The organism is Streptomyces sp. NPDC005483 (assembly GCF_040606035.1).
Lineage (GTDB): Bacteria > Actinomycetota > Actinomycetes > Streptomycetales > Streptomycetaceae > Streptomyces.
In genome coordinates, this window is sequence record NZ_JBEXEA010000032.1 from 15,082 (window position 1) to 41,578 (window position 26,497).

Annotated in this window: 22 protein-coding genes; 13 read left to right on the plus strand and 9 right to left on the minus strand. The window is 70.0% G+C overall.

Annotation, left to right across the window (positions count from 1 at the left end):
* Positions 1-98: 98 nt before the first annotated feature.
* From ABZT06_RS39755 to ABZT06_RS39775, 5 genes are all read left to right on the plus strand, one after another.
* A complete protein-coding gene (locus ABZT06_RS39755) occupies positions 99-872 on the plus strand; it encodes an ABC transporter ATP-binding protein (protein WP_355752458.1) in 774 nt (257 codons plus the stop codon).
* On the plus strand, positions 869-2,368 hold the full coding sequence (locus tag ABZT06_RS39760; protein ID WP_355752460.1) for an FtsX-like permease family protein: 1,500 nt from the start codon (positions 869-871) through the stop codon (positions 2,366-2,368). Before ABZT06_RS39755 ends, ABZT06_RS39760 begins: the two co-directional genes overlap by 4 nt.
* Before the next feature lies 1 nt (position 2,369).
* The gene (locus ABZT06_RS39765; RefSeq protein WP_355752462.1) at positions 2,370-2,879 is read left to right on the plus strand and encodes a hypothetical protein; all 510 of its coding nucleotides are present in this window, start codon (positions 2,370-2,372) and stop codon (positions 2,877-2,879) included.
* A gap of 61 nt (positions 2,880-2,940) precedes the next feature.
* The gene (locus ABZT06_RS39770) at positions 2,941-3,951 is read left to right on the plus strand and encodes a YdcF family protein (RefSeq protein ID WP_355752464.1); all 1,011 of its coding nucleotides are present in this window, start codon (positions 2,941-2,943) and stop codon (positions 3,949-3,951) included.
* A gap of 256 nt (positions 3,952-4,207) precedes the next feature.
* On the plus strand, positions 4,208-5,707 hold the full coding sequence (locus ABZT06_RS39775; RefSeq protein ID WP_355752466.1) for a M1 family metallopeptidase: 1,500 nt from the start codon (positions 4,208-4,210) through the stop codon (positions 5,705-5,707).
* A gap of 344 nt (positions 5,708-6,051) precedes the next feature.
* Here the strand turns inward: ABZT06_RS39775 and ABZT06_RS39780 are convergent, their stop codons facing one another.
* Entirely contained in the window at positions 6,052-6,510 is a 459-nt protein-coding gene (locus ABZT06_RS39780) for an Lrp/AsnC family transcriptional regulator (RefSeq protein WP_355752468.1), read from the minus strand.
* A gap of 62 nt (positions 6,511-6,572) precedes the next feature.
* On the opposite strand from ABZT06_RS39780, the gene ABZT06_RS39785 reads away from it, so the two are divergent.
* The 4 genes from ABZT06_RS39785 (at position 6,573) to ABZT06_RS39800 (ending at position 8,997) form a co-directional block, all read left to right on the plus strand.
* A complete protein-coding gene (locus ABZT06_RS39785) occupies positions 6,573-7,325 on the plus strand; it encodes an AzlC family ABC transporter permease (RefSeq protein ID WP_355752470.1) in 753 nt (250 codons plus the stop codon).
* On the plus strand, positions 7,318-7,647 hold the full coding sequence (locus tag ABZT06_RS39790) for an AzlD domain-containing protein (protein ID WP_355752472.1): 330 nt from the start codon (positions 7,318-7,320) through the stop codon (positions 7,645-7,647). Before ABZT06_RS39785 ends, ABZT06_RS39790 begins: the two co-directional genes overlap by 8 nt.
* 523 nt (positions 7,648-8,170) lie before the next feature.
* Complete coding sequence (locus ABZT06_RS39795) at positions 8,171-8,677, plus strand: nitroreductase family deazaflavin-dependent oxidoreductase (protein WP_355752474.1); 507 nt, start codon at positions 8,171-8,173, stop codon at positions 8,675-8,677.
* Positions 8,678-8,856: 179 nt separating this feature from the next.
* Positions 8,857-8,997, plus strand: a complete 141-nt coding sequence (locus ABZT06_RS39800) for a hypothetical protein (RefSeq protein ID WP_355752476.1) — start codon at positions 8,857-8,859, stop codon at positions 8,995-8,997.
* A 357-nt stretch (positions 8,998-9,354) separates the two neighbouring features.
* On the opposite strand, the gene ABZT06_RS39805 is transcribed toward ABZT06_RS39800, so the two are convergent.
* The 8 genes from ABZT06_RS39805 to ABZT06_RS39840 all read right to left on the minus strand — a co-directional run bounded on the left by ABZT06_RS39805 (position 9,355) and on the right by ABZT06_RS39840 (position 19,099).
* Entirely contained in the window at positions 9,355-11,232 is a 1,878-nt protein-coding gene (locus ABZT06_RS39805; protein ID WP_355752573.1) for a phosphatidylglycerol lysyltransferase domain-containing protein, read from the minus strand.
* 5 nt (positions 11,233-11,237) lie between these two features.
* Complete coding sequence (locus ABZT06_RS39810) at positions 11,238-11,966, minus strand: class I SAM-dependent methyltransferase (protein ID WP_355752478.1); 729 nt, start codon at positions 11,964-11,966, stop codon at positions 11,238-11,240.
* A 252-nt stretch (positions 11,967-12,218) separates the two neighbouring features.
* Positions 12,219-13,823 (minus strand): hypothetical protein, encoded by a 1,605-nt coding sequence (locus ABZT06_RS39815; RefSeq protein WP_355752480.1) that lies wholly within the window; start codon positions 13,821-13,823, stop codon positions 12,219-12,221.
* Complete coding sequence (locus tag ABZT06_RS39820) at positions 13,820-15,172, minus strand: pitrilysin family protein (RefSeq protein ID WP_355752482.1); 1,353 nt, start codon at positions 15,170-15,172, stop codon at positions 13,820-13,822. Before ABZT06_RS39820 ends, ABZT06_RS39815 begins: the two co-directional genes overlap by 4 nt.
* Complete coding sequence (locus tag ABZT06_RS39825; protein WP_355752484.1) at positions 15,169-16,458, minus strand: pitrilysin family protein; 1,290 nt, start codon at positions 16,456-16,458, stop codon at positions 15,169-15,171. The genes ABZT06_RS39820 and ABZT06_RS39825 overlap by 4 nt, the downstream gene beginning before the upstream one ends.
* Positions 16,459-16,736: 278 nt before the next feature.
* The gene (locus ABZT06_RS39830) at positions 16,737-16,964 is read right to left on the minus strand and encodes a hypothetical protein (protein ID WP_355752486.1); all 228 of its coding nucleotides are present in this window, start codon (positions 16,962-16,964) and stop codon (positions 16,737-16,739) included.
* Between the two features lie 21 nt (positions 16,965-16,985).
* On the minus strand, positions 16,986-17,729 hold the full coding sequence (locus tag ABZT06_RS39835) for a GntR family transcriptional regulator (protein ID WP_355752488.1): 744 nt from the start codon (positions 17,727-17,729) through the stop codon (positions 16,986-16,988).
* Positions 17,730-17,779: 50 nt separating this feature from the next.
* Positions 17,780-19,099, minus strand: coding sequence for a hypothetical protein (locus ABZT06_RS39840; protein WP_355752489.1), 1,320 nt, complete (start codon positions 19,097-19,099; stop codon positions 17,780-17,782).
* A 199-nt stretch (positions 19,100-19,298) separates the two neighbouring features.
* Between ABZT06_RS39840 and ABZT06_RS39845 the strand changes: the two genes are divergently transcribed.
* The 4 genes from ABZT06_RS39845 to ABZT06_RS39860 are packed head-to-tail and all read left to right on the plus strand — an operon-like array spanning position 19,299 to position 26,392.
* Entirely contained in the window at positions 19,299-19,829 is a 531-nt protein-coding gene (locus ABZT06_RS39845; protein WP_355752491.1) for a hypothetical protein, read from the plus strand.
* Positions 19,826-22,075, plus strand: coding sequence for an MFS transporter (locus tag ABZT06_RS39850; RefSeq protein ID WP_355752493.1), 2,250 nt, complete (start codon positions 19,826-19,828; stop codon positions 22,073-22,075). The genes ABZT06_RS39845 and ABZT06_RS39850 overlap by 4 nt, the downstream gene beginning before the upstream one ends.
* Positions 22,072-24,999: an ATP-binding cassette domain-containing protein gene (locus ABZT06_RS39855; RefSeq protein ID WP_355752495.1), complete on the plus strand. Its 2,928-nt coding sequence runs from the start codon at positions 22,072-22,074 to the stop codon at positions 24,997-24,999. The genes ABZT06_RS39850 and ABZT06_RS39855 overlap by 4 nt, the downstream gene beginning before the upstream one ends.
* A 28-nt stretch (positions 25,000-25,027) precedes the next feature.
* Positions 25,028-26,392, plus strand: coding sequence for a thioredoxin domain-containing protein (locus ABZT06_RS39860; protein WP_355752497.1), 1,365 nt, complete (start codon positions 25,028-25,030; stop codon positions 26,390-26,392).
* Positions 26,393-26,497: the final 105 nt, after the last annotated feature.

The following is a 26,497-nucleotide window of genomic DNA, read 5'->3' on the forward strand; positions in this document are numbered from 1 at the left end:
GGCGGGATGGTCGACGGCATGCAGAAGCGTCCCCTTCATGACGTCCCGGTCGAGCCGGGCCCCGATTCCCGCCCTCACGCCGCCCTGGAGGCGTCCCGATGAGTTCGTACGGCACGGCCACCGCTTCTCCCGTCCTGAGAGGGACGGGCCTGATGAAGTCCTTCGGCCTGACCCGCGCGCTGGCCGGCGTCGACGTGTCCGTCTCGGCGGGCGAGTCGCTGGCCATCATGGGTCCGTCGGGGTCGGGCAAGTCCACCCTGCTGCACTGCCTGGCCGGCATCGAACGCCCTGATGAGGGCCAGGTGCTCCTGGCCGGAGAGCGCGTGGACCAGCTGGGCGAGCCGGAGCGCAGCGAGTTGCGCCGTACCCGCTTCGGTTTCGTCTTCCAGTCCGGTCAGCTGCTGCCCGAGTTGCCCGCCGACGAGAACGTGGCCCTGCCGCTGATGCTCGGTGGCATGCCGCGCAGGCAGGCGGTCCAGCTGGCCCGCGGGTGGTTCCCCCGGCTGGGCCTGGCGGGCAAGGAGGACCGGCGGCCCGGACAGCTGTCCGGTGGGCAGGCGCAGCGTGTGGCCATCGCCCGAGCGCTGGTCGGCGGCCCGCAGGTGATCTTCGCCGACGAGCCGACAGGCGCTCTCGACCAGACGACCGGCATGGAGGCCATCAGCCTGCTGGTCGACATCGCCCGCAGCCAGGGCGCCGCCCTCGTGGTGGTGACCCATGACGCGAACGTGGCCCGCTGGTGCGACCACACCGTCCACGTCCGCGACGGCCGCCTGACCGAGAAGGGGAACGCGACCGCGCACGCTGCCCAGGCGTACGGCTACCCGGAGTTTCCGTCCGGACGTGACGCGGACGGGAGGTATGACCGATGAGGGCACTGGACCGCACGACCTGGACCCTGACCTGGCGGCTGACCCGAGCCGGAGGACGCACCGGGCTGCTCGCCACCGGCCTGGCCGTCGCAGCCGCTGCCATCAGTACCGCGCTCCTGCTGGTCTGCGTGGCCGCCAACCTCGGCTTCCAGCAGCGGGCCGACCGCACCGACTGGCGCAACCCCGTGAAGTCGGCGGTCCCGGTCGCCGTAGAGGCGGTTGGCACCACCTTCACCGGCGGCACACCCGTCACCGTCGTCGACGTGGCGCGGCTCCCAGGCAAGCAGGCCCCGGCCCCGCCCGGCATGTCCCGCTTCCCCAAGCCGGGCGAGGTGTGGGTGTCCCCGGCCCTGGCCGGCCTGCTCGACCACCTGCCTGCCGACCGGCACCCCGTCACCGGCACCCCGGAAGGCACGCTCGGCCGCGCGGCGCTGACCCACCCCGGCGAGCTGGTCGCCGTCGTCGGCCACCAACCCACCGACGCGGCCGTCACCACCGCGCGCGAGGACGACCCGCGCCGCCCCGGCGACATCATCACCCCCACGCGCATCGCCGACTTCACCGGTCGCCCCGTGATGTACGGAATCGGCGGCCAGTACGTGGACCTCGCGAAGATCGCCACCATCCTCGTCGTCATCCCGCTGCTGGTCCTGGGCGCCTCCTCCGCCCGCCTGTCCGTCTCCCGACGCGACCAGCGCCTGGCCGCGCTACGCCTGATCGGCGCCACCCCCGGCCGTGTCGCCGCCATGACCGCCGCCGAAGCCGCCCTCACCGGCACGGCCGGTGCGCTGCTGGGCGCCGCCGGATACGCGCTCCTGCTGCCCGCCGCCGCCCAGATCTCCGTCGCGGGCGGCTCCTGGTACCTCGCCGACCTGTGGGTCGGGCTCCCGGTGCTGCTCGCCGTACCCGCCGGTGTCGTCGCCATGGTCGTCGTCAGCGCGCTGCTCGGCCTGCGCCAGGTCGTCGTCGGCCCACTCGGCGTGGCCCGGCGCTCGCAGCCGCCCCGGATGAGTTTCCTGCGGGCGCTGGCCTTCGTCGCGGTGATCATCGGCTACTCGTGGTTCACCCGGAACAAGAAGAGTGAGGTCGACGGCGTCCTGCTGTTCTTCGCGGCGGTCTTCCTCGCCCTGTCCGTGATCGGCCCCTGGGTGGTCGGCGTCCTCGGCCGAATCATCAGCGCGAAGGCCCGCACTCCGGCGACCCTGCTGGCCGGGCGCCGCCTCCTGGACGACCCCAAGAGCGGCTGGCGCACGGTCTCCGGGCTCACCCTCGCCGGATTCGTCGCCGGGTTCTTCGCCCTCTTCAGCGTCTCCGGCACCTCCCCCTGGGGCAGCCCGGACACTCTCGCCGTGGCCGTGCCCAAGAGCCGGTCCGCCGTGGTCCAGCAGGAGGCACGTCACCGCCTGGAGCACGCCGGGATCACCGCCACCGTGAGCACCGGCATCGACTGGGTCGCCGTGGGGGGGCGGCGAGGACAGCGTCCAAATCATCACTAGGGTGCCCGGCGGCAGCGAGAAACTGGACCGTGCCCGCACCGCGCTCACGTCCCTCGTGCCCGGCCAGTACCCGGTCACCGGAAGCGACGTCGACTGGTCCGGCCGGCTGTTCGCGGAGGACTTCTCCACCGCCACCCGGGCCGTCCTCGGCGTCACCTTCGTCACGGCCATCGCCTCCGCGGGCATCACCGCGGCCGCCTCCGTCCTGGACCGCCGCCGTACCTACGGCCTGCTCCGGCTCGCCGGCACCCCGCTGCGGGTCCTGGACGCCGCCCGCCGCAAAGAGACCCTCATCCCGGTGACGGTGCTGGCCGGCGGATCCGTTCTGACCGGCCTCTTCGCCGCCGCCCCGCTCACCCTTCTCGGCGGCGCCTCCACCCTCGACACCGCTGGCGTCGCCCTGCTCGGGGTGTGCTTCGGCCTGGGCGTCGCCGGGCTGCTGGGGGCGAGTGCGCTCAGCAGCCCCCTGCTCAGGTCGGTCACGGGGCAGACAGGCTCGCGCCCCGAGTAACCGTCCATCGCGCGTCATACATGTGAAGAGCCATCTGCAGCAGGGAAGTTGAGACGAAGTCATGCCGACACTCGTGTTCGTGGTCCTCGCCGGCCTGTCCTTCTTCCTCTTCCTTGCCCGGGTGCGGCGCGACCCCCGCCGCTTCGGCAACGCCGTCCTCCTCGGCCTGACCTTCCTCCTGCTGACCCTCACGTTGCTCGCTCAGGCAGCCAAGGGCGACGCCCCCGCGCCGCTCGTCGCAGCGGTGACCCTCGCGCTGCTGCTCCTCGCCCTGGGTGTCCTCGCCCTCTCGTTCTTCTTGATCGCGAACGGCGTGCAGATGGTCCGCAAGGAAGGCCGGCGCCCCGCCAACCTGCTCTCCTGTCTTGCGGGGATGGCCGTCCTCGGGTGGGTCACGCTCACCCTGATCGCCTACGACACCGACTCGGTACCGCTGCGACGCACCGCCGGGGCAGTGCTCATGGCCGCCTGCTACGTCTCGTACGTCTTCCTCTCGTTTCTCGCCTACGCCTTCCTCTACGGCCGGCTGAGAGTCCGTCACGTCGTGGACTTCGTGGTCGTCCTCGGCTCCGGCCTGGTCGGCGGGCACCGGGTGCCGCCCCTGCTGGCGGGAAGGCTGGAGCGGGCACGCGCGGTGTACGAGGCGCAGGCTGCGCGGGGCAGACCGCCGGTGCTGATCACCTCCGGCGGCCAGGGATGTGACGAGGACCTGCCCGAGGCCGACGCGATGGCCGCCTATCTGATCGCGCGCGGTGTCCCCGCAGACCACGTCGTACGGGAAGACCGCTCACGCACGACCGAAGAGAACCTGCGCTTCAGCGAAGCCCTCATGCGCGAGCGCGATCCGGACTACCGCTGCGTCGTCGTCACCAACAACTTCCACGTCTTCCGCGCCGCCCTGACCGCCCGCCGCACCGGCGTCGACGCACAGGTCATCGGCGCACCCACCGCCTCCTACTTCTGGCCCAGCGCGACCATCCGCGAGTTCGCCGCGATCTTCCTGCACTACCGGAAGGTCAACATCGGGTTGTGCGCCTTGCTCGCCGTGCTGGGAGCCCTCCTCTCCTCCTGACGTCAGCGGAGATTCCGAACGGCGACGATGAACGCGTCCCTGCACCGAGCAGGCCCGGCAGGCTGCCGGGTCCCTACGGTCGACGTCGGCCCGAGTGACTGTGCCTGTGCCCATCACGACGGCGACGACTTCGACCGGTTCGCGGTACGGGCACTTCCGAAGGAGGACGGCCATCGGCCTCCTGGCCGATGGCCGGGGCGGACAACCGGCCACGCGGCCGATCAACGGCGCCGGTACAGCGGGCGAAACTCTCGGCATGTCACGGAACACTTCGACCCCCACGACCGCGGCAGCACTTGCCGTAGCCTTGCTGGGCCTGACGGCGTGCACCACGGCGGAGGCCTCCCCCACACCACACACCGCCGGCACACTCCAACCCGGCACTGCCGGAATCGGCGACCGAATCCACCCCGGCCTCGGCAACGGCGGCTACGACGTCCGCCACTATGCCCTGGATCTGCGGTTCGCGATGGACCTGAAGCACTACACCGCCACCTCCACCGTCCAGGCGCGCGCCTCTCAGGCCCTGTCCCGGTTCAACCTCGACCTGACCGGCGCCACCGTCCGCGAGGTCACGGTCGACGGCCGCAAGGCCCGCTGGTCGCGCTCCGGCGAGGAACTGCAGGTGACACCGGACGTGCCGCTGCGGCGCGACGAGCGGTTCACCGTACGGGTCCGGGTGCAGGCCCCCGTCCTGGACACGGAGCAGGTGACGAAGCTCGACGTCGGCGCGTCGTACGGCATGGTCCGCCACGGCTCGTGGATCCAAACCAGCAACCAGCCCTCCGGGGCCCACCGCATCGCCGCCTTGGCCGACCACCCCGCTCAGAAAACCCCCGCCACCATCACCGTCACCGCACCCACGAAGCTGAACTCCATCGCCAACGGCGAGCTCACCGCCACCAGTCACCACGGCGCGTACACCACACGTCGCTTCGAGAGCCGCCAGAAGCTCGCCACCGAACTGCTCCAGATCGGGATCGGCCCCTTCACCGTCGTGCATCAGCAGGGCCCTCACGGCATCAAGCTGCGTTACGCGCTCCCCACGAACCAGGCGCGATCCATCGAACCGCAGCTCAACAAGACCGTCCCCGAAGCGATCCGATTCCTGGAACAGCGCCTGGGCCAGGGCACCTTCCCGCTGCGCACCTACGGTGTCTACGCCACCCCGCTGGGCGGCGAGCTGGAAACACAGTCCCTGGCCCTCCTGGCCGCCGACTCACTCGCCCCGAAGGCGTACGTGGACAACGGCACGGACACCGTCGTGGAGCACGAGATCTCACACGAGTACTTCGGCAACAGCGTCTCCCCACGCCGCTGGAGCGACGCCTGGCTGAACGAGGGCCACGCCGTCTACTACCAGAACCTGTGGACGGCCCGCGAACACGGCACCAGCGTGGAGGACGCCATGCGCGGGATGTACCAGGACGCCGACGCCAACCTCCGCAAGGAAGGACCGATCGCGGCGCCGCACCGCCGAGCCTTCCAGCCCCAGGCGATGGCCCCCTACGGCTGGACCGCCTACCAGGGGGGTGCCCTGACTCTGTACGCCCTGCGCCAGAAGGTCGGCGAGACCGACTTCCAACGCATCGAACGCGCCTGGATCCGCGAACACCGAGACGGCGTCGCCGGCACCGATGACTACATCCGCCTCGCCGGCCGCGTCACCGGCCAGGACCTGGGCCCCTTCCTCCGCTCGTGGCTGTACGGCGAGAAAGTCCCCGCCATGCCGGGCCGCCCCGACTGGCACGCATGAGCTGTCCTCGAATCCTGTCCGCTCCCCGTCCACGGCCTTGTCCGGTCGGAGGAGTTTCGTGATAACGCGCAACCTCCTGCGATGCGCATGTGCGCTTCTTGTGTGGCTCGCAGGCGGCGCGTCCGGGCGATGACCTCGAGGTCAGGATCGCCGACGGCGTGGGCGTCGCGGCGCTCACGCTGCGGTCCTTGGGCGGTTGTACGGCAGCGGAAATCATGATCGGTGAGCCGTTGCGTCCGGAGCCGGCCGGGTCGTGACCGCCCTCAACCACCGGCAGGAGGGCCGTTTCGGCGACGTGCCCGGGTGCCGCGCGTCCAGCGTTCTTCGATGACTTCGCGCGGCTCTCAGGAACTGACCTTGATCTCCTTCATGGTCAGGTGCGATTCCACCCGCAGAACCGCAGGCTGAGCGGTGAGCTTGTCCGTCACGAAGGACTCGTAGGCGTCATGGCCGGAGACCGCGACCCGGATGAAATAGTCGGGCCGCCCGTACAGGCGGCGGAACTCGATGACCTCCTCGTAGGCGGCCACCGTGCCCTCGAACTCTTCGACGGTCTTGCGGTCGTTGGCGTAGATCTCGACGTCGATCAGGACTTCCATCCCGCGCCCCAGCGCTGTCGGGTCGATGACGGCGCGGTACCCGCTGATGACGCCCTCGTCCTCCATGCGCTTCACCCGCCGCAGGCACGGGCCCGGGGTCAGGCCCACCCGCTGGGCCAGCTCGACGTTGGTCAGCCGACCATCCTGAACCAGATGCAACAAAATGTCACGGTCAACCGAGTCCAGCGCTCTTTCATTGCTCATTAGGCAATCGTAGAGCCATGATTGGCAATTAAATGTGGCCCGGATTGTCATAAAATACCGGCATGCGAATAAGTCCACCCATGGCCGATGGGCCGCTTCGGGCCGCCCGAACTCCCGTCGCATCGCAGCGCTCCGCGTTCCGGGCCGCATTCGCGGACTCTGCCTCGGTAGGGCTCGGCTTCGTGCCCCTCGGCATCGCCTTCGGCGCTCTGGCGACCCAGTCCGGCCTCGACTGGTGGTGGGCGGGGCTGTCGGCGACGCTCATCTTCGGCGGATCGTTCGAGTTCCTGCTGATCGGCATGGTCACCGCGGCGGCCCCACTGGCATCGGTCGCCGTGAGTGCCTTCATGGTGAACCTGCGGCACGTCTTCTACACGCTGTCCTTCCCGCTGCACCGCGTACGCGGGCGGCTCGGCAAGGCGTACAGCACCTTCGCGCTGTGTGACGAGGCGTACGCACTGACCGCCGGGGAAGACGCCCGCTCATGGTCCAGCCCGCGCATCCTGTGGCTGCAGCTTCTTCTGCACATGTACTGGGCCGTGGGCGCAGTCGCCGGCGCTCTGCTCGGCTCGCTCATCCCCAGCAGCGTCCAAGGGCTCGACTTCGCCCTGACCGCGCTGTTCGCCGTCCTGGCCCTCGAAGCCCTGCGGGAACGCGACAGCGACCTGCCCACGCCCGTGCTCGCACTGCTCAGCGCCGTGACCGCCCGGTTCCTGATGCCCCAGCAGATGCTGCCGGCCGCCTTCGCCCTGTTCACGGCCGGGCTGCTCGTGCGCCACCGCTTCACCACCCGCAGGAGGCCCCACCATGCCTGACGCCCCCTACGCCATCGCGGCGATTCTCGTCTCCGCCGCCGTCACCTGGGGCCTGCGCGCCCTCCCCTTCGCGGCCCTCGCCCCACTGCGGGCCAGCCGCACCGTGCAGTACCTGGGCGCTGTCATGCCGGTCGGCGTGATGGTGATCCTGGTCGCCTACTGCCTGCGCGGCCTGCCGCTGACCAGTTCCCGAGCCGTGACCCCGCTCGTCGCCCTGACTGTGACCGTCGGTCTGCACCTGTGGCGCCGCAACGCGCTGCTCAGCATTTTCGGAGGGACGGCGGTGAGCGTGGTGCTCGCCAGCACGCTCTTCGCCCAGTGATCAGGTGGTGCGGTGAGTCCCGCGTTGCGGGCGGACGAGGGCGGCCTGGACCGGTGGGCGCCCCCAGCGCGGTGCGAATGCGGCCGACACGGGGGCTCCAGGTGCTGTACGTAGGGCGAGGGGGCCGCGCTGCCGGCGAGGGGCTCACCCACGCGGACATCGCTGCGCACTTCGGCCGTCGAGCCCTCGCACTCGACGCCGCGCCGGTGTGTGCAGTGCCGCGGAGCGAGACGCTGTCGCACCCGGGTGGTCATACCGGCGGGTACACCGCTGTCCACCTGCACCAGCAGCGCGTTCGTGGACGGCAGAGAAACAGACCCCGACGCCCCCCGGCAGGGCGAAGGGCCCGCCGTGCGCGGACCGTAACGCCGCCGATCGGCGGCCCGCGCCTCTTGCAGTCTTCGACGCCCTCCGTTTCACTGTCGCCGTCCCTGCGGTGCGCCGGCCAGCCGCCGTACCGGGGGGCGTTGCGCTGGATGTGCCCGCAGGTGACTTTGTCCGCTGGAGGGGGAGCTGAGAGCACATGACCGACACTCCATCCGCCCCGCGCGCGCCCTTCGACCGGCCGGAGGGCCTCGACTCACCGATCGTGCCCAAGATCATCAAATGGGCGTCCAGGGCCAATGTCGCTGTCTATCGCGCGACGGGCGGGCTGATCGGCGGCACCTGGAGGATCGGCAGCGCCTTCCCCCGCGGCGTGCCGGTCTGCCTGTTGACGACCACGGGCCGCAAGAGCGGCCTGCCGCGGACGCAGCCGCTGCTGTGCCTGGCCGACGGTGACCGGGTGATCCTCGTTGCGTCACAGGGCGGGCTGCCGGAGAACCCCCTGTGGTACCGGAATCTGCAAGCCGATCCGCAGGTCGGCGTCCAGATCCGCAGAAATGTGCGGCGTATGCGTGCCCGTACGGCCGACCCTGGCGAGCGTGCACAACTGTGGCCCCGCCTGGTGGCGATGTACGCCGACTTCGAGAAATACCAGGCGTGGACCGAACGGCAGATCCCGGTCGTCATCTGCGACCCTGCCCCTTAGCCGCGCCCCGAAGGCGTCCGCAGACGGTGTGGCACCGGCGTGCGGAAGGTGCAGGCGTCGCGATGAACAGCTTCACCTTGCTCAACGCGGAGCACGAGACCACCACGAGTGTGTGATCGCTCTGGGCACGCCCGCCCTGCTGCACCCCCGAGACACTCACGCGGATCCACGACCCGAAGATGGTCTCCGGCGCGGCGGAGGGACTCCCGTGCCGCCTCCGTCTGCTGATGATGGCACTGTCCCGGCTCTGGCAGGTCATCGTGGTCGCAGGCGTCATCGCGACGGGCGTCGGCTCTGCCCGCGGCGCGCTGCCGCGCTGATCACAGGTGTGGTGTCGGCTTTTGAGACCGAGGCCGCCAACGGCAGGCAACGCCCTGATGCCGGCTATCGGCACGACTGTCTCCAGCGCTGGCCTGATCCCCGCCCAGATGGCCACCGACGTCCGCCGGTGCCCAGGAGCGAGCACGACGCGAAAACCGTTCTGCGTCGGTGGGTTCACGTCGTGCGCCGGAACCGGGTGCCGGCCGCACTCATCCCCGGCCGCCGGGCCGCCGTACCTACCCCGTCAGTGGACGCCCCCGCCGCGCTGGTCGCGGGCCCACGGCACCACGGCGAGGGGGCGGCGGCGGCCACGGCAGCCCTGAGCGCTGTCGCCCGGGGCCGCGAACAGGCGTCCCCTACGTGCGAGGCGGCCTGTCGTGCTGCACTGCGTGCCATGCGAGGTCCTGCCCAGCGTGTACGCCGACATCGGCCACCGTGTGCGCGCACACGCGGGCGGCGGCGGAGCGGCGGCGCAGGAAGCGCGGCAGGGGGAGGGCGAGGTTGACGAAGCCTTCGGCCTGCATGGCGGCGAAGCCGATGCGGGGCAGGTCGCCGGAGGCCCGGTAGACGACGAAGCGGGGCTCCCAGCGGGGCTGGAACTTGGCGTTGAACTTGTACAGGGACTCGATCTGGAACCAGCGTGAGAGGAAGACCAGCAGTCCGCGCCAGGCGCGCAGCACGGGGCCGGCGCCGATCTTCTCGCCGCGGGCCAGGGCGGAGCGGAACATGGCGAAGTTCAGCGACACGCGCGTGATGCCGAACTTCGGTGCGGCCTGGAGGGCGGCGACGATCAGGAGTTCGTTCATGCCGGGGTCGGCCGAGCGGTCGCGTCGCATCAGGTCCAGGGAGGCGCCGTCCGGGCCCCAGGGCACGAAGTGCAGGATCGCCTTCAGGTCGTCGTACTCGCCGCGGACCTCGTCGGCCTTGTGGGCGGTGGCGATGAGGCAGTCCCCGTCAGTGGCGTCACCGATGCGGCCCAGGGCCATGGAGAAGCCGCGTTCGGTGTCGGTGCCGCGCCAGTCCTCTGCGGCCCGCCGAACGCGCTCCAGTTCGGCCTCGCCCAGGTCACGGACACGTCGGACCCGGGTTTCGTAACCGGCGCGTTCGATGCGCTTGACCATCTGGCGCACGTTGCGCATCGCGCGGCCGGCGAGGGAGAAATCCGCGACGTCCACCACCGCCTCGTCGCCCAGTTCGAGGGCGTCCAGACCGGTCTCGCGGGTCCAGACCTCGCCGCCGGTCTCCGAGCAGCCCATGACGGCCGGGGTCCAGGAGTGGGCCTTGGCCTCGTCCATGAAGCGCTCGATGGCGCCGGGCCAGGCCTCGACGTCGCCGATGGGGTCGCCGCTGGCGAGCATCACGCCGGAGACCACGCGGTAGGTGACGGCCGCCTTGCCGCTGGGGGAGAACACGACGGCCTTGTCCCGGCGCAGCGCGAAGTGGCCCAGGGAGTCACGCCGGCCGTGCTTGTCCAGCAGGACGCGCAGCCGGCTCTCGTCCTCCTCGGTGAGACGCGCGGCCGGGTGCTCGGGGCGGAAGGCGAGGTAGATCGTGGTGACGGCGGTGATCAGCCCCAGTGCCCCCAGCGAGAAGCCGACGGTGGAGGAGGCGGACCCCGTGTAGTCGACCGGCCCCTCGAAGCCGAACAATCCGTACAGGACGTGGGCGAGGCGGTCCGTGATGCCCGGATCGCCGACGATCTGACCGCCGTGGGCGCTGACGATGACGACTCCGAGACCGAGGGAGCCGGCGCTCATGAGCACGAAGTTGGCGAGCGCACGCCAGCGGCTGCGCGGATCGGGCAGCGCGGTGAACTCACGACGGTGGCGGACCAGCAGCACCAGCAGCACGAGCGAGATCGACATGCCGAAGACGGAATGCCGGTAGACGAACTGTGTCAACGCGCCGATCGGCAGCAGCGCCACGGCGGCCCGCCAGGCCCGGCGCTTGCGGCGGCGCAGCCCATGCGCCAGCAGCAGCAACAACAGACCGGTACTGAGCGAGAGGGCGGCGGCGAACGGGCCGAGCGCGCCCGGCAGGACCTCCATGATCGAATGGATCCGGCTGTGCCGGAAACGGGTGAAGACGCCGGCCACCACGTCGAGCAGTCCTACGAAGGCGCAGGCCCGCGCGATCAGGGCGGGCACTGCGTCGGGGTGTGGGCCGTGCATGATCCGTTGCAGCCTTGAAGGCGATGTCCCCTCCGGCTTCTGAGCCGTGAGGGTGTCCGGCATGTCGTTCACCGGCCCCCTCCGTCGCGCGGGAGCGGCTGGTCCGCGAGGGAGACGGACGGGCGTTGCAGATGCCATACCCGGGCCGGTGGCCAACCTGCCCATACGGTCCGCCGGCCGATGGCGTAACTGCGCTGATAGGCGTCCATGACCTTGATGCCGACGGCGTGACAGCGCGCGTTTCCCGATGCTGGCGGGACAGCCCTTGCCGGGCCGATACCTGCGGAGTAGGTCAAGGTCCCGCCGGGCCGCAGCAGCTCCATGTGCCGGGCCATGGCGCGCTCCAGCGCAACTGGGCTGAGAGCGGTGAGCGGCAGCCCGCAGACGATCACGTCGTAGCGTTCCGCGGTCGCGAAGCGCTCGATGTCCGTCTCATGCACCTGCACCTGAACCTGGCGGGGTGTATCCACCGAGTTGAGGCAGCCGGCAACCAGGCCCCGGAGCCGCCCGGCGGCCCCATGGTCGGCTTCGACGACGTCCAGGCGGCTGCCGTCGGGCAGCCGGGACATCAGCGCACGGATGACCGAGCCGCCGCTTGCGCCCGTGTGCAGGACAGCCGGAGGCCGACGGGATGCCTGGAGCCGTACAGGACCGGTCAACAGGCGGGCCAAGGCTCTGTCTCGAGGGGCGAGCACCGTGGTGGTCCACAGGTGGCTGGCCACGTCGATCAGGAACATCCAGCCGTCCGCCTGCCGTTGTGCGAGCACGCGATCGTGAGAGGTGGTCCAGTCGTTCATGGACACGACACTAGGTAGGTGAATCTTCCACCAGATCGGCCGTTGTGCGACCGTCTCCCCCTACGAAAGTAGAGGGCGAGGCGCGAATCCGCCCCGCGCATGACGACTGCGGCGCCGTGCGGCGGTTGCTGCCGAAGCCCGCAACGCTCACAGACGTGGGGCGGTCTGCAGTCGAATCGGCCGACGGGGAGCATCGACCGAGCCCGGCACACCGGCTCCGGCCCAGGAGGGGCCAGGACGGAGCCGGCTGTCTCACGCGGTTGTCTGCCGGAGGGGCTCCACACTGTTGCGTCGCGTGACCGTCGCCGTGAGCCACAGGTCCCGGGGCGGCTCGCACATGACCTTGTTGCAGGTCTGCACCCGCAGGCGCACGGAGAGGGCGCAATCCTCCGTGGCCATCTCCGCTTCGATCTGGAACCGTCCGCCGAGCAGCCCCTCGGCCCCCTCGGGACAGCGGACGTCCTCAAGGACGTGCCCCCCTTCTCCGCGGACAGAGAGCAGTACCGGTATCCCCTCCGCCGAGCCCGGCGCATACACGTACCAGCCCTCTTCGACCAGGACGTCGACCGTGACCCGCACCCGTCCCGGCATTGTGCCGACGGCCCGCAGGTCGGCCCGGACGCGGTCCTGCCGGCGAGGGCCGTGCCGGTAGCCGCGGGGCCGCGGCTCGCGGGTGGACTGCCACTGGTAGCCGGCCCAGTCCGAGAAGTAGAGGGCTTCCTCGTTCTCGGCCAGCCAGCGCCGCTCCGCGGCCAGGTCTTCGATCGGCCGGCCGGTGTAGCGCGTCCACAGCCGGGCGGCACGCTCGGCGTCCTTGCCTGCCGTCAGCGCGTCGAGGCAGCGGTGGAGCATGGTGATGTCGTCGTTCGCGATGCCCCAGGCTCTGGTGTCCTCGTCGACGAGATAGTGGCCGCCCGCGAAGTCACCGTTGTAGGCGATGTATCCGCGGTTCTCACGCCAGAACGCCCTTCGGCGATCGAGGTCGCCGTCGGCGCCGGCCGGGGCAGTGGCGCCCCAGACGTCCCTGAGGGTCTCCGTCTTCAGCTGCCCGTCGCCGGTCTCTGTGTGAGGGTCTTTCAGCAGACCGAGTCCGTTTTCGATGAGCATGGTCCGCGGCTTGGCGTACCGAAGCACGTTCACCTGTTCCCCCGCCAGGCCCGCGGTGTAGGCGATCACGTTGCGCAGCAGGGCGCTGCCTGCAGGAGTGAGGTCCTCGGCCCGAGCGCTGAAACCCCACAGGACGAATCTCCCGTGCCGGCCGATGGCCGGGTACCCGTGCCCCTTGCTGGTGTCCCCGCCGGCGATGAACTCGGTGTCGGGGCCCTCGAGGAAGGAGTGTCCCGAGGTGGCCAGTCCTGGTTCCTGCTGTGGCGTGGTGATGACACGCAGCGCGGAGATCTTGGCGGGCACCGGCATGAAGGGGGCGTACCGCAGGAACTGGTCAGGGGTGCGTACAGGCCTGGCTGTGCCGAGGTCGACGCGGAAAGGGCCCTGGAACACAGGGTGGAGCGGACTGGGAAGGTGGACGTGCTCGCCGAGGCAGGCGCACCCCGCACTCCTGGCAAGTTTGAGGCGCAGCCGGTCGCCGAGCTGGCCTCCGGCCGTGCCGACCAAAACGGTCGGCACGGCGAAGGTCTTCAGCGACAGGCCGTCGAGGATCAGGTGCTCCTCGACGTTTCCCAGGCGACCGGGGCCCGGATCCACGATCAGGACGTCGGCGCCGGAGAGATCGGCCGTCGTGAGTTCGTCGACACCGATCACCTTCGGCTGCCCGAACGCTTCGGCCAGCAGTCGTCGATAGCCCTCGGTGTGCGCGGTCGCAGGACGGCCGGCGTAGACGACACGCAGGCTCGTCATGCCGGCACGACCCTGACCTCGTGCGGGACGACCTCGCTCAGGTCCGCGGCGACGGCGCAGGCGTCGCCGGCCACTGCCAGGCAGAGCCGGGCGGCGTCGACGTGCGTGCGGAACGCGGCGGCGGCACTGGCCGGGGTCACCGAGCGCAGCGCCTCCTGGAAGTCGTCCAGATAGCTGTCCCCGAGGCCGAAGCCCCTCTGGGTCGCGGCCGACGAGGCGATGCCCCGCGCGGTCTGGTGGCGGAGCGGGTGGACGCCGGTGAGATAGTCGACGGCCTCGGTGCACTCCGCCTCGGTGGGGCCGTCCGCCCGGAGCTTCTCCGTGACCGCCAGGACCTCGGCGACGGCGGCTGCCGTCGCGTCGGTCTGCACGGCTGCGTCGATGGTGAACAGAGCGCCGCGACGCAACGGCGTCAGCCCGGCGTAGATGCCGTACGTGTAGCCCTTGTCCTCACGCAGCGTGGCGGACAGCCGGGAGTTGACTCCGCCGCCCAGGACCCGGGCCGCGACCACCAGATCCGCCCAGCCCGGCGTGCGCCGGTCGGGTGCGGCGAGACCGAAGGAGAGATGGCTCTGTACCGCGCCGGGACGGTCGGCGATCACGACACCGGGCGAAGCGACGGCAGGGTCCGCGCCGTCGTCGGCCGTCGAGGTCGCCGCATGCCCCGACCAGTCGCCGAAGGCGCCCTCCAGGGCCGTCTCCAGATCGGTGCCCCGGAAGTCCCCGGCGACGACGAGCGTGGCGCGCTCGGGGGCCGAGTGGTCCCGGTAGAAGCGCTCGACCGCGTCCCGGTCGAGGCCACGAACGGTCTCGGGGGTGCCGCCGACCGGGCGGGCATACCTGCTCTGCGGTGCGAAACACGCAGTGCGCCGCTCCACGTCGGCAAGGTCCGAGGCGGTGGCCCGTTCCTGGGCCAGCTCGCCCAGCCGCATCTGGACGTACCGGTTCACCTCGTGGGCGGCGAACGTCGGGCGGGTCACTGCCTCGGCTAGCAGACCGAGAGCCGGACCGAAGAACCGCGCCGGTGCATCCAGATTGAGGTAGATGCCGGAGGTGTTGACCGACGCGCTGTATCCCGCCCCGAGCAGGTCCATCTCGGCAGCGAAGGCGGCGCCGTCGCGCTCGGTGGTGCCCTCGTCCAGGGTGCGGGCCGCGATCGTGGCCACGCCTTCGGCGTCGGCCGGCTCAGCCTCCGGCGGTATGCCCAGGTACAGCACGGCGGAGGCCAGCCGTTGTCCGGGAAGGTCGAATCGCAAAACCCGCAGGCCGGAGCGGAGCGTGGTGCGACGGGGAGCCGGGAATCGCCACGCCGTGGCAGGTCCGGGCACCGGGCGCGGCGGCAGGGTCATGACTGCTCCTTGCGGTAGGTGAGCTGAACGCGCTGGTGGGGGTTGAGCCAGGCGCGCACGACGGAGTGCACCCGCTCCGTCGTGACAGCGCGCATACGGGCGACGGTCTCGCCGACCCTGTCGACCGAACCGAACAGGCACGCGGCACGGGAGATCTCGTCGGCCAGGCCGTCGAGGGTGGCGGTGCTCTCCAGCCACTCGCGTTCGGCCTGGGCGAGGGCACGCTCCAGTTCGGCCTCGGTGGGTCCGGTCTCGATGAACCGTCCCAGTTCGGCCATGAGGACGCCTTCGATCTCGGTCAGCGAAACGTCGTCGTGGGCGTGCACCATCACCAGGCCCGCGGCTGTTCCCACGGTGAGGTCCTGGGCCGTCGCGTAGACGCCCTGGGCCAGTTGGTTCTGCCGGGTCAGGAGCTCCTGCAGGCGGCTGCTCGCCCCGCCGCCGAGGATCCGAAGCGCCACCGCGGCGGCGTCGAACTCCTCCGTGCCGTCCGCAGGCAGCCGCCAGCCGCAGATCAGGGCCTCGGCCGGGACGTCGGCGGACGCCTCGGCGTGGACCGGTTCCTCCAGCGCCGGGAGCGGGGGGACCTCTTTCAGCCGTTCGTGCCGGCTGTCTCCAGGAGGGAGGTGTCCGAAGTACCTGGCCGCCAGAGCGAAAGCCTCACGTGGCTCGACGTCGCCGACGATGGACAGGACGGCATTGCCGGGTTCGTAGTGTTTCTCGAAGAACGCGCGGACGTCGTCCAGCGACGCGGCGGCGAGGTCGGCCATCGAACCGATCGGCAGATGGTGATAGCCGTGGCCGGGCGGGAACAGCAGCGCGTGCATCCGCTCGTAGGCGTCGCCGTAAGGCTGGTTGTCGAAGCGCTCACGCCGCTCGTTGCGCACCACATCCCGCTGGTTGTCGAGGTTGCGCTGGTCCAGTGCGGCGGGCAGACCGCCCATCCGGTCGGCCTCCAGCCACAGCGCCAGTTCCAGGGCACGGGTCGGGACGGTCTGGAAGTAGTTGGTCCGGTCGAACGAGGTTGTCGCGTTCAGATCGGCGCCGAAGGACTCGAGCAGCGTCATGTGCTCCCCGGCCGCCACGTTCGCGGACCCCTGGAACATCAGGTGCTCGAACAGGTGGGCCAGACCGGTCTGGCCCACCTGTTCGTGTCGTGAGCCGACTCCGTACCACAGGTTCACTGTGACCGCTTGAACCGTGTGGTTCTCGGCAACGAACACCCGCAACCCGTTGTCCAGGCGTTCTTCGGCGATGTCAATCCCGAGCGTATCGGTCACGGTCACCTCTAGCCTCTTCCATTTGGAAATACCAGAACACGACACTGAACATAACAGTAGCTCGTAACTGCTGGGAAGTGGCAAGAGAAGAAGGTGTTGCTACGTCCTTCGGGCTGCACGACGCTGTGCCCGAGGCGAGATGCCTGTGCGTGAAAGAGGCTGCAAAGTCGTCGGCGAGCGGAGCAGAGCCAACGAGTACGAGGTCCTGGCCTTCCGGAAACCGGCGGCCAGGACCTCGCGGCGAAGATGTTCAGGCTGTCGTCAGCGTGCGCGACGTGATCGGGTCAGATGCATTCGCTGTCCACGCACAGCCTGTCCGGATCGCAGTCCAGGTCGGACAGGCAGTCGAGCCGACCGGTCGTACGCCAGGGCCGGATGCGAAGACAGGCGTCCTGGCCTTCCGCCTTGGCCCCGGCGGGCCGCGCGCCCGCCGCGCGGAGAGGTACAACGGGGGCCAGAACCCTCCCGTCGGATTCCGCCGGGACGGGGGCCGGTGTGGGGAGAGTCGACATGCTCACACCTTCCGAATCGTGCTATGCGGAGCGTACTTGGGACGTGTGCTCGCGTTGCCCGGGCGGCGGGCTCAGCGAGGTCAGGTCGACGGCCTGCAGCGCCTCGCTGTCCAGGACGGCGGCGACCGCCCGGTCGCGGGCCTCACCGACATGCAGCACGGCCAGCTCCCTGGCGGCGGCGGAGTCGCCGGAGGCGATGGCGTCCACGAGCGCGCGGTGCCCCGAGTGTGAGCCTCTGGATCCCGGTGCTGGGCTGATCAGATCGAGGGCGTGGTAGCGCTGCATCTTCAGCAGGACGTCGTCGAGCACTCGCTCGAGCTCGGCGTTCCCGCTCAGCACGGCGATGCGGCGGTGCGCTCGGTAGTGGTCGGTCAGCCAGAGGGCGGGGTCGCCCTGGCCGTCCCCTCCCTCCTCCCGGTCGCAGAATTCCCGCAGCGCCGTGATCTGCTCGAGTCGGCGGACTGAGTGCCTCGCTGCGAGGGCGGCGGCCTCCGGCTCGAGCCACAGACGCAGCTGGAAGAGGTCCTGCATCCCGCGCAGGGTGACCGGGGGGACCCGGTAGCCCGACCGCGGGATCACCTCGACCCAGCCCAGTCTTCGCAGCACCGCAAGGGCCTCCCGCACCGGTGCCTTGCTCATCTGGAGCCGTTCGGCGACGTCCCCCTCCGAGAACGAGGTGCCCGGTGCCAGATCGCCGTGGATGATGCGCTGACGGATCTCGCTGACCGCGCGCTCGCTCATCGATCCACCACTGCCCGAGTCCATGGACCTCTCCTTCTGATATGACCAGCACGCGAATCAGGGTGCTTCAGACCCTACCCCGCGACGGGGAGGTCGGATCCGGTGTACTGGAAGCACTTGCAGGACGCGGAGTACGCCACCTTGCGGATCGCGGCGACGCCGTCGCGCCGGCTGTCCGCGAAGGAACTCCGGAACGTGGTCAGCGACTTGAAGTCACCGAGCTTCTCCAGGCCGGCGACGTACGCTTCCTTGTTGATGTGCTTGCTGCCGCTCGCCTCCAGCGCGGCCTTCAGGAGGTTGAGCGAGTCGCACACCCCGAGGGCGGTCGAAGCGTTCTGGGCGACGTCCAGGCGGGCGCTCGTGAGGATGGCCAGGCATGTGTCGGCCGCGGCGTTCCCCGCCAGCACGGTCTTCTGCTGAGCGGCGGTGACACCGTAGTCGGTGAGGTTCCAGGCATAGCCGGTCGTGGCCTGCTGCATGGCGGCGGTGAGGCCGTTGCCGGCCGGAAAGCCCGAGCCGATCATCGCGTATCGCGCCTCCAGGCCCTGTGCGCCGCCGCCCATCAGGACCTGGCCCAAGGCGTAGCCCGTGCCGAAGAAGACGACACGGGTGGTCCCCGCTTTCTTGAGCTTCAGGGCGATGCTCAGGCCCTGGGCCTTGAGCGCGTTCACGTCCTGGGAGTTGCTGTCGATCGCGTACAGCGCCGGGCCGGTCCCGGTGACCTCGGCCAGCTTCGGCACGAGTATGTCCTTCGCGACCTGGTCGTCGTCACTGAGCCCGTCCGAGACGACGGCGACCTTGTCCTTCCTGGCCAGGAAGCCCGAGCTCTCCAGGACGGCGGGCCAGCTCTCGGCGAGCCTGGTGTTGGTCAGTGACCCGGCGCCCGCGGTGTAGGGGGCGTCCTTGAACATCGTCGACCCGGTCAGGCCGCCGGAGCCGAGTTGCACGACCGTGCCCTGCTTGTTGAGGCAGCTGTCCAGCGTGGCCGAGTTCGGTTCGTTCAGCAGGGCGAACACCTTGTTCTTGAGCTGGCCGAAGGCCACACAGGTGGCCTGCGCCTGTTTGGTCTGACTGGCCGTGGCGGACGCGTTGCCCGTCGGCGTCTCCGCCAGGACGATCTTGCGGCCGGCGATCCCGCCGTCCTTGTTGTAGGCCGCGATCACGGCCTTGTACACGGCCGCGCTTTGCGCGAAGTAGCCGTTGTCGGCCACGGTGACGGTGTCCGTGGTCACGCCGGGCCCGTCTGTCGCGGGGATGGCGAGCGGCTTTGCGGATCCTCCGGGCGCGGTCTTGTCGTCGGTGCCGGCGGATGTCGCCGAGCACCCGACGAGCGCTCCTGCCGTGACCATGCCGACCGCCGCCATGGCGATGCTGCGTGAGCTGCCTGGTATCAAGGGTTCCTCCTGGCTGGTTCCCGTGCCGCTGCCGCGGCCGTCGTCCTCGGCGCGCATCGCCGTGCTGCCAATATCAGGCAGAGAAATTGGTCAGAACAAGTGGTGTAACTGATATTTACAATGCCGCAACATTGCTTGATCCTGGCTGAGTAGAGTGCCGATCTGTTCACATGTCTAGTACCTGAGGCAGGAGGAATCCGTGGGGAGACGACCTCGCGGCCGCACGGCCGGCGCCTCGCTGGCGCTGAGTTGCGTCCTGGCCGTCAGCGCCGGGTGCGCCAGTCCGTCCGAGATGAGCTTCAGGCAGGACAAGCGGATGACCATCGTCAGCCCGCACAACGAGGAGACGGTAAGGCTACCGTTCACCGTCGACTGGACCATGCGGGACTTCACCGCCGTGGAACCCGGCAGTCCGGTGCGTAGCGGGGCCGGGTACTACGCGATTCTGCTGGACAGGTACCCGGTAGCACCCGGCAAGAGCCTGGCCTCGCTCGTCACGAACGATGCCTGTGTAGGGGTGGAGAACTGTCCGGACGCCGCCTTTCTGGCGGAGAACCTGAATGTCTACGTCACCTCGCGGACCAGCTACACGATCAACGCTGTTCCCACGTCGGGGGTGGCACACAGCAGTTCACACTTCTTGACGGTCATCCTCGTCGACGGCGCCGGCCAGCGCATGGGCGAGTCCTCCTGGACGGTCAGTTTCACGGTCGCCGGAGACGCCTCGTGAGCGCCCCGACCGCCGGTTCCGCCGCCGGACCCAAGACGCTCTCCGTCGCCGTCTTCGCCGAGGAGATCGAACGTTCCACCGCGGCGATGGCCGAGCAGGGCAAGGCCATCGCCGGTGTGAACGGAGAGGTCGACAAGCGCCCGCTGCTGCGCATGCTCCGGGAGGAGAAGGCCCCGCTCTACCCCATGCTGGCGCTGTTCCTGCTCGGGATGAGCCAGATGCTGCACGGCCAGGCCTTCGGCGTGTTCCAGCCGGACATCGCGCGCACCTTCGGCCTCGGCCCGGAGTTCTTCACCGTCATCAGCGTCATCACCCAGGCCCTCGTGCTGGTCGTTCCGCTGTCCGTGGCCAGGTTCGTGCAGAACCGTCCCGCCCGCGCGACGGTGATGCTCGTCTCGGCAGGTCTGTGGAGCCTCCTGACCGGCTACACGGCCGTCATCCCCAGCGCGCTGATGCTCGCAGGCGTCATCGTCGTCGACTCCGCGAGCACGGCGGCGAACAACACCGTCAGCGGATCGCTCATGGTCGACCTGTACCCGCCGCGGGCCCGGGTGCGTGTGGTGTCCGTGCTCACCATGGCCACCACGGCCGCGGCTTTTGCCGCGCCCGCGGTCATCGCCCTGCTCGCCGGCCCGCTGGGTCTCACCTGGCGCGGGTCCTTCCTGGTGATCTCCGCGTTGTCGATGCTCTGTTTCCTGCTCTCGCTGTGGCTGCGCGACCCGGGGTACGGCACCAGGGACACCGAGCAGATCCGCGCGGCCGTACGGGAGCGCCTCGGCGCGGGTGGGGACGGCACCCGCGCCGTCGAGCCGCCCAAACTCACGATCTTCGAGGCGCTGCGGCGTGTTCTGACGATCAGGTCGATGCGGCTGCTGTTCCTTTCCGGCATGGTGACCGCCGTCGCCATGCCGGTGTCCACGTACCTGACCTTCTACTACACCGACCGGTTCAACATGGACGCCTCGCAGCGGGCGCTGCTGCAGAGCGCGACCGCCGCGGTCGGACTCCTTTCCTTCGCGGTCTTCGCCCCCGTCGGCGACCGCATGTTCCAGCGCAACCCCAAGCACATCTTCTACGCCTCCGGCGCGCTGTCCCTCGTGGGCCTGGTTCTCAACAGCGCGCAGGTATTCGCCCCGACCGTCGGGTTCATGGCCACCCTGGCGCTGCTCGGCGCGTCACTCGGCGGCCTGAGCGGGCCCGCGATGCAGGTGGGGACACTCTCGCTGGTGCCGGCGAACCTGAGAGCACACGTCGGCGCGATCTCGGCGCTGTTCGCGCTCGGCGGGGCCATCGCAGGAACGGTCCTCATCGGCGGGCTCACCGACAGCATCGGCCTCCAGCTGACCGTCGCGCTCGGAGCGCTGCCGCCGGCCATCGGAATCGGCTTGAGCATGCGCGCCGGACGGCACGTCCAGGCGGACATGAACAGCATGATCGACGCGGTGATCGAGGAGGAGACCGTCGAGCGCATCCACGCCGGCGGCGGCCGCCTGCCGACCCTCGCATGCAGGGGGATCGACTACTCCTACGACCAGACGCAAGTGCTGTTCGGCGTCGACTTCGCAGTCGACGAGGGCGAGATGGTGGCGCTGCTCGGTGTGAACGGCGCGGGCAAGTCCACTCTGCTGCGGGCCATCAGCGGTCTCGGCCTCCCGGACCGCGGCAGCATCCGCTACCGCGGCCACGACATCACGTACATCGACGCCGAACGCAGGACCACCCTGGGCATCACCCAGGTCCCCGGCGGCAAGGCCGTCTTCGGTGACCTGTCCGTCGTGGACAACCTGCGCTGTTACGGATACACGGCGGACCGATCCAGGCGGGCCCGGGAGGCGGCCCTCGACGAGGTGTTCGCCGCCTTCCCCTCGCTCGCCAATCTGCGCAATCAGCGGGCCTGCACGCTCTCTGGCGGCCAGCAGCAGATGCTCGGCCTCGGCAAGGCGCTCATCCTGCGCCCGCGGCTGCTCCTGATCGACGAACTCTCCCTGGGCCTGGCACCGGCTGTGGTCGGCCAGCTGATGGACATGGTCCGGGAGATCAACGGGCGCGGCACCGCGGTGGTGCTCGTCGAGCAGTCGGTCAACGTCGCGCTCAACCTGGCCGAACACGCCTACTTCATGGAGAAGGGCCAGATCAGGTTCGACGGCAGCTGCCGGGACCTGCTGCAACAGACGGACCTGCTGCGCGCGGTCTACCTCGCGGGAACGGCCACCGGCACGGCGGCCGGGCAAGGAGCAAAAGCATGATGTCGCGAGCCAGGGCCGCCGGCTCGTTCGGCCGCCTGCCCCTCTGGTCACGCGGGGCACTCGGCTGCGCCGCAGTGCTCGCCGCCGGCCTGTCCGCCGCCCGACTGCTCGGCTACGCCACTCCGCCATACGTCCTGGTCCTCGGCGCGATCATCGGCATCGGCTACGGACTGCTGGGCGTATGCCTGGTGCTGGTCTTCCGCACCAGCCAGGTCATCGACTTCGCACTGCCCCAGACCGGCATCTTCGCCGCGGCGAGCATGCCCCTGCTCACCCAGGTGGCCGGGCTTCCCTACTGGATCGCCTTCGTGCTCAGCGGCGCTCTCGGATTCGCCGCGGGCTCGGCAGTCAACCTGGGCGTGGTCCGCCGACTCGCCAAGGCACCGCGCGGCATGGTGACGGCAGCCACGATCGGAGCCGGTGTACTGCTCGCCTCCGGCGGAACGCAGTTCCTCGGTGCCGCCCGGGACGCCGGCGGCGACCTGCGCGCCCCGACACTGCCCACGGGACTGCCCCAGTTCCTCATCGGCCCACTGCTCGTCACCCAGGACTACACCGGGCTCCTGATCGCCGGCCCCCTGATGGTGGGCGCGCTCACCCTGTTCCTGACCCGCACCCGCTACGGCGTGGCGATCCGGGCCGTGGCCTCCAACCCCGACGCGGCGCGCCTGGCGGGCATCTCCGAGGTCCGCATGTCCACGCTGGCCTGGGGGATCGCCGGCATCATCGCCACCGTCACCACCCTGTTCACCATGAGTCTCGCCACCGCAGGAGACACCACCACGCCGGTACTGCTCCTGCCGGCCCTGAGTGCAGCGGTGGTCGGCGCGATGCGCAGTCTGCCCCGCGCCATGGCCGCAGGGATCCTCCTCGGCGTCATCCAGCAGGTCATGCTGTGGAACAGCCCGGACTCCCAGGCCACCGAAGTCGTCATCTTCGTGATCCTGCTCGTCGCCCTGACCCTCCAACGGCGCACCGCGGGCCGGGAGGAGGCCAAGGGGAGCTGGACCGGCGTGGCGGCGATGCCACCGCTTCCCGCGCACCTGGCCGTGCTGTGGCTCGTACGGCACGGCGGGAAGCTGGTACTGCTCGCCGCTGTCGGTGGCATGGTCGCCTTCGGACTGACCTCAGGCGCACAGGCGGTAAACGTCACCGCGGTACTTGCGGGAGCCATGGTGGCGATGTCCGCAGGCATCCTGACCAGTCTCGCGGGCGAGCTGACCCTCGGTCAGTACGCCATCGCGGGCGTCGGCGCAGTGAGTTCCTACTACGTCGTGGCCCACACCGCCAGTTTCCCTCTCGGTCTGCTGGCGGCAGCCCTGACCGCGGGCGCCTGCTCACTCCTCCTCGGTCTGCCCGCGCTGCGCACCCGGGGACTCATGGTCACCGTCACCACGCTCTGCTTCGCCGTACTCCTCTCCGACGTGATCCTGCCGCAGCCCTGGGCGCTGGGCACCGGCGTCACCCCGGCCCAGCCGGTCATCGCCGGTCACGCCCTCACCCCGGGGGAGCCGTACCTGCTCTACACGACCGGCGTCTTCGCCGTCGTGCTCCTGCTGACCCACAACGTGTGGCGGGGCGGCTTCGGCCGACTGCTGCGGGCGGTGCGGGACAACGAGGCCGCCGCACGCACGTTCACGGTGCACCCCACACGGGTGCGCGTCCAGGCGTTCTTCGTCGCCGGACTGCTCGCCGGCCTCGGCGGCGCCGTGTACGCGCACTACCAGCTCTTCCTGGACGCCGGAACGTTCACGCCGGATCTGTCGATCGCGGTCGCGCTGGCGCTCATCGTCGGCGGCCTGTCCTCCTTCAGCGGCGCTCTCCTGGGTGCCCTGTGGGTGGTCGGAGTGCCGCTGATCATGCCGTCGTCGGGGTTGGCGACCACCGCCACCACCACCGGCGTGCTCGTCGTCGCACTCTGCCTGCCCGGCGGACTGGTCTCGGCCCTGCGCCCCGCGCGGGACTGGATCGCCCTCTGGATCGGCCGTCTCCACGGCATCCACCACGACCCGGCCTCCCCGGCGGGCCGGCCCCAGCCAGCCACACTGCCCGAGCCACGAACGCCCGCAACCTCGTCCGCGCCACTCGCGTGGCGTGAGCCGACGAACGGCGAGCGAGCTCCCGGCGAGGTGCTGCTGACCGCCCACCGGCTGGTCAAGAGCTTCGGCGGGGTCAAAGCCGCACGTGGCGTCACCCTCGAGATCGTCGAGGGCGAGACCATGGGACTGATCGGACCCAACGGCGCGGGCAAGACCACCACGTTCGAGATGCTCAGCGGATTCCTACGGCCGGACTCCGGCACGGTGACCTTCGCCGGCGTCGACATCACGCAGCGCGCCCCGGAACGGCGTGCGGAGCTCGGTCTGATCAGGTCGTTCCAGGATTCGGCGCTCTTTCCGACCATGACCGTGCGGGAGGTGCTGGCGCTCACCCTGGAACGCCACCGGCCCACCTCGGTCACCACCTCCGTGCTCGGTGCGGACCGCACCGCGCGTGGCCGCCGGGTCGCCGCGGACGAACTGATCGGATACTTCGGGCTCGGCGACCACCGGCACAAGACCATCCGGGAGTTGTCCACCGGCACCCGGCGCATCACCGAACTCGCCTGCATGATGGCGCTCAGGCCGAGACTGCTGCTCCTCGACGAGCCGTCGTCCGGCATTGCCCAGCGTGACACCGAGGCACTCGGCGTCCTCCTGCGCGACCTCAAACAGGAATTCGCGCTCACGCTCGTGATCATCGAGCACGACATCCCGCTGATCATGTCCCTCGCCGACCGCGTCACGGTGATGGCGAGCGGTGAGGTCATGTGCTGCGGCACCGGGCCCGAGATCCGCGCCGACCAGCGCGTCGCCGACGCCTACCTCGGCGGCAGCGTGGCCGCCATCGAACGCAGCGACCACTCGGCCCCTGTCTCTTCCTGACCGCTACCAAATACACGGAGGATCTGCCTTGACCAGCCCGAATGCCCTCGTCACCGTCACCGAGCAGGAACTCGACGCCGTCGTCGCCTCCTCACCCGTCCCGGTCCTGCTGTACGTCTCCGCCGACTGGTGCGGCCCATGCAAGATGCTCGAGCCGATCGTCGAGGAGATGGCCGCCGAGTTCGGCCAGAGCCTGCGAGTCCTGAAGATCGACCACGACCAGGCGCCCGCGGTACGCACGGCCTACGACATCGCCGGCACCCCGACGCTGCTTCTGCTGTACGGCGGCGATCTGCTCGCGAAGATCGTCGGCGCCTGGCCGAAGGAGGAACTGCTCGCCCAGCTCAGGCCGCTGATCGAGGCCCGCCCGGTGGGCGTGAGCGCCGTTGAGGGACCACGCGAGCGGGAGGGACTCGACCCGACGCCTCCCGGCTGGACGGCGCAGGGCCCTCGGCGGCTTGAGTTCCCCGACGAAGTGACGGCCAAGCTGGCCATGTTCGGCGGCTGGCTTCCCGACGATCACGAACTGATCGCCGCGCAAGGCGTCGTGGAGGTGCCCGCCGGCCGGGTCGTCTGGCTCTTCGTCCACCCTCCGACCGAAGGCGACGCGCCGGCCGGACCCATCGACCTCACGTTCCTGCGCCGGCTCCCGGCCGACGGCATCGACAAGCTGGTCGTTCAGGCGCCCGAGGTCAGCGCCGCGGCACTGGCCGACATCGCGACCCAGACAGGGCTGCGCAAGCTCGCCATCTACACCAAGCGACTGATCGACATCGAGGCGTACGACGGCGCCCTGCGTGCGCTCAGCCAACTGGACGAACTGCGGCTGGACACGCCCGAAGCCGACGACCGCGTCGTCGCCGACCTGGCCGCTCTGCCCCGGCTGCGCAGCCTCTACCTGTGCGCGGACGGCGTCACCGACGCGGGGCTGGCGCTGCTCGCCGACGCGCCGGGCCTGCGCAGCCTCTATCTGGACACACACCAGGCCACCGACGCGGGACTGGCCCAGGTCGCCGCCGGCCTCACCGACCTGTTCGACCTGGGGATCTGCCTCACAGAGACGACCGACGCCGGCATCGCCGCCCTGGCCCCGCTCACCGCGCTCGAAGACCTGACCATCACCGCCCCCAAGGTCACACCGGCCGGAGTCCGTGAAGTCGCCCGGCTGCGACAGCTGTCCGGGCTCAGCCTCTACAACACGGCGGCCGACGACGACACCGTGGACAGCCTGGCCGCACTCACCGGCCTGACCTATCTGACCGTCTCGGGAGACGGCGTCGAGGTCAGCGATGCCGCCTACCTCAGGCTCAGGAGCGCGCTGCCCACGATCACGATCAACGGGGTCTGGCTCGCCCCCCAGGCTGTACGGCACGCCCTGAGCACCAAGGCCTGACCGCCCCGCAAACTCGGAAAGACAGCTTCGGCGACGGCGTCGAAGCTGTTCGATTTGTGCGACCACTATGCCATTAAGGGGCAAAGTATTGTTTTTCACGCCTAC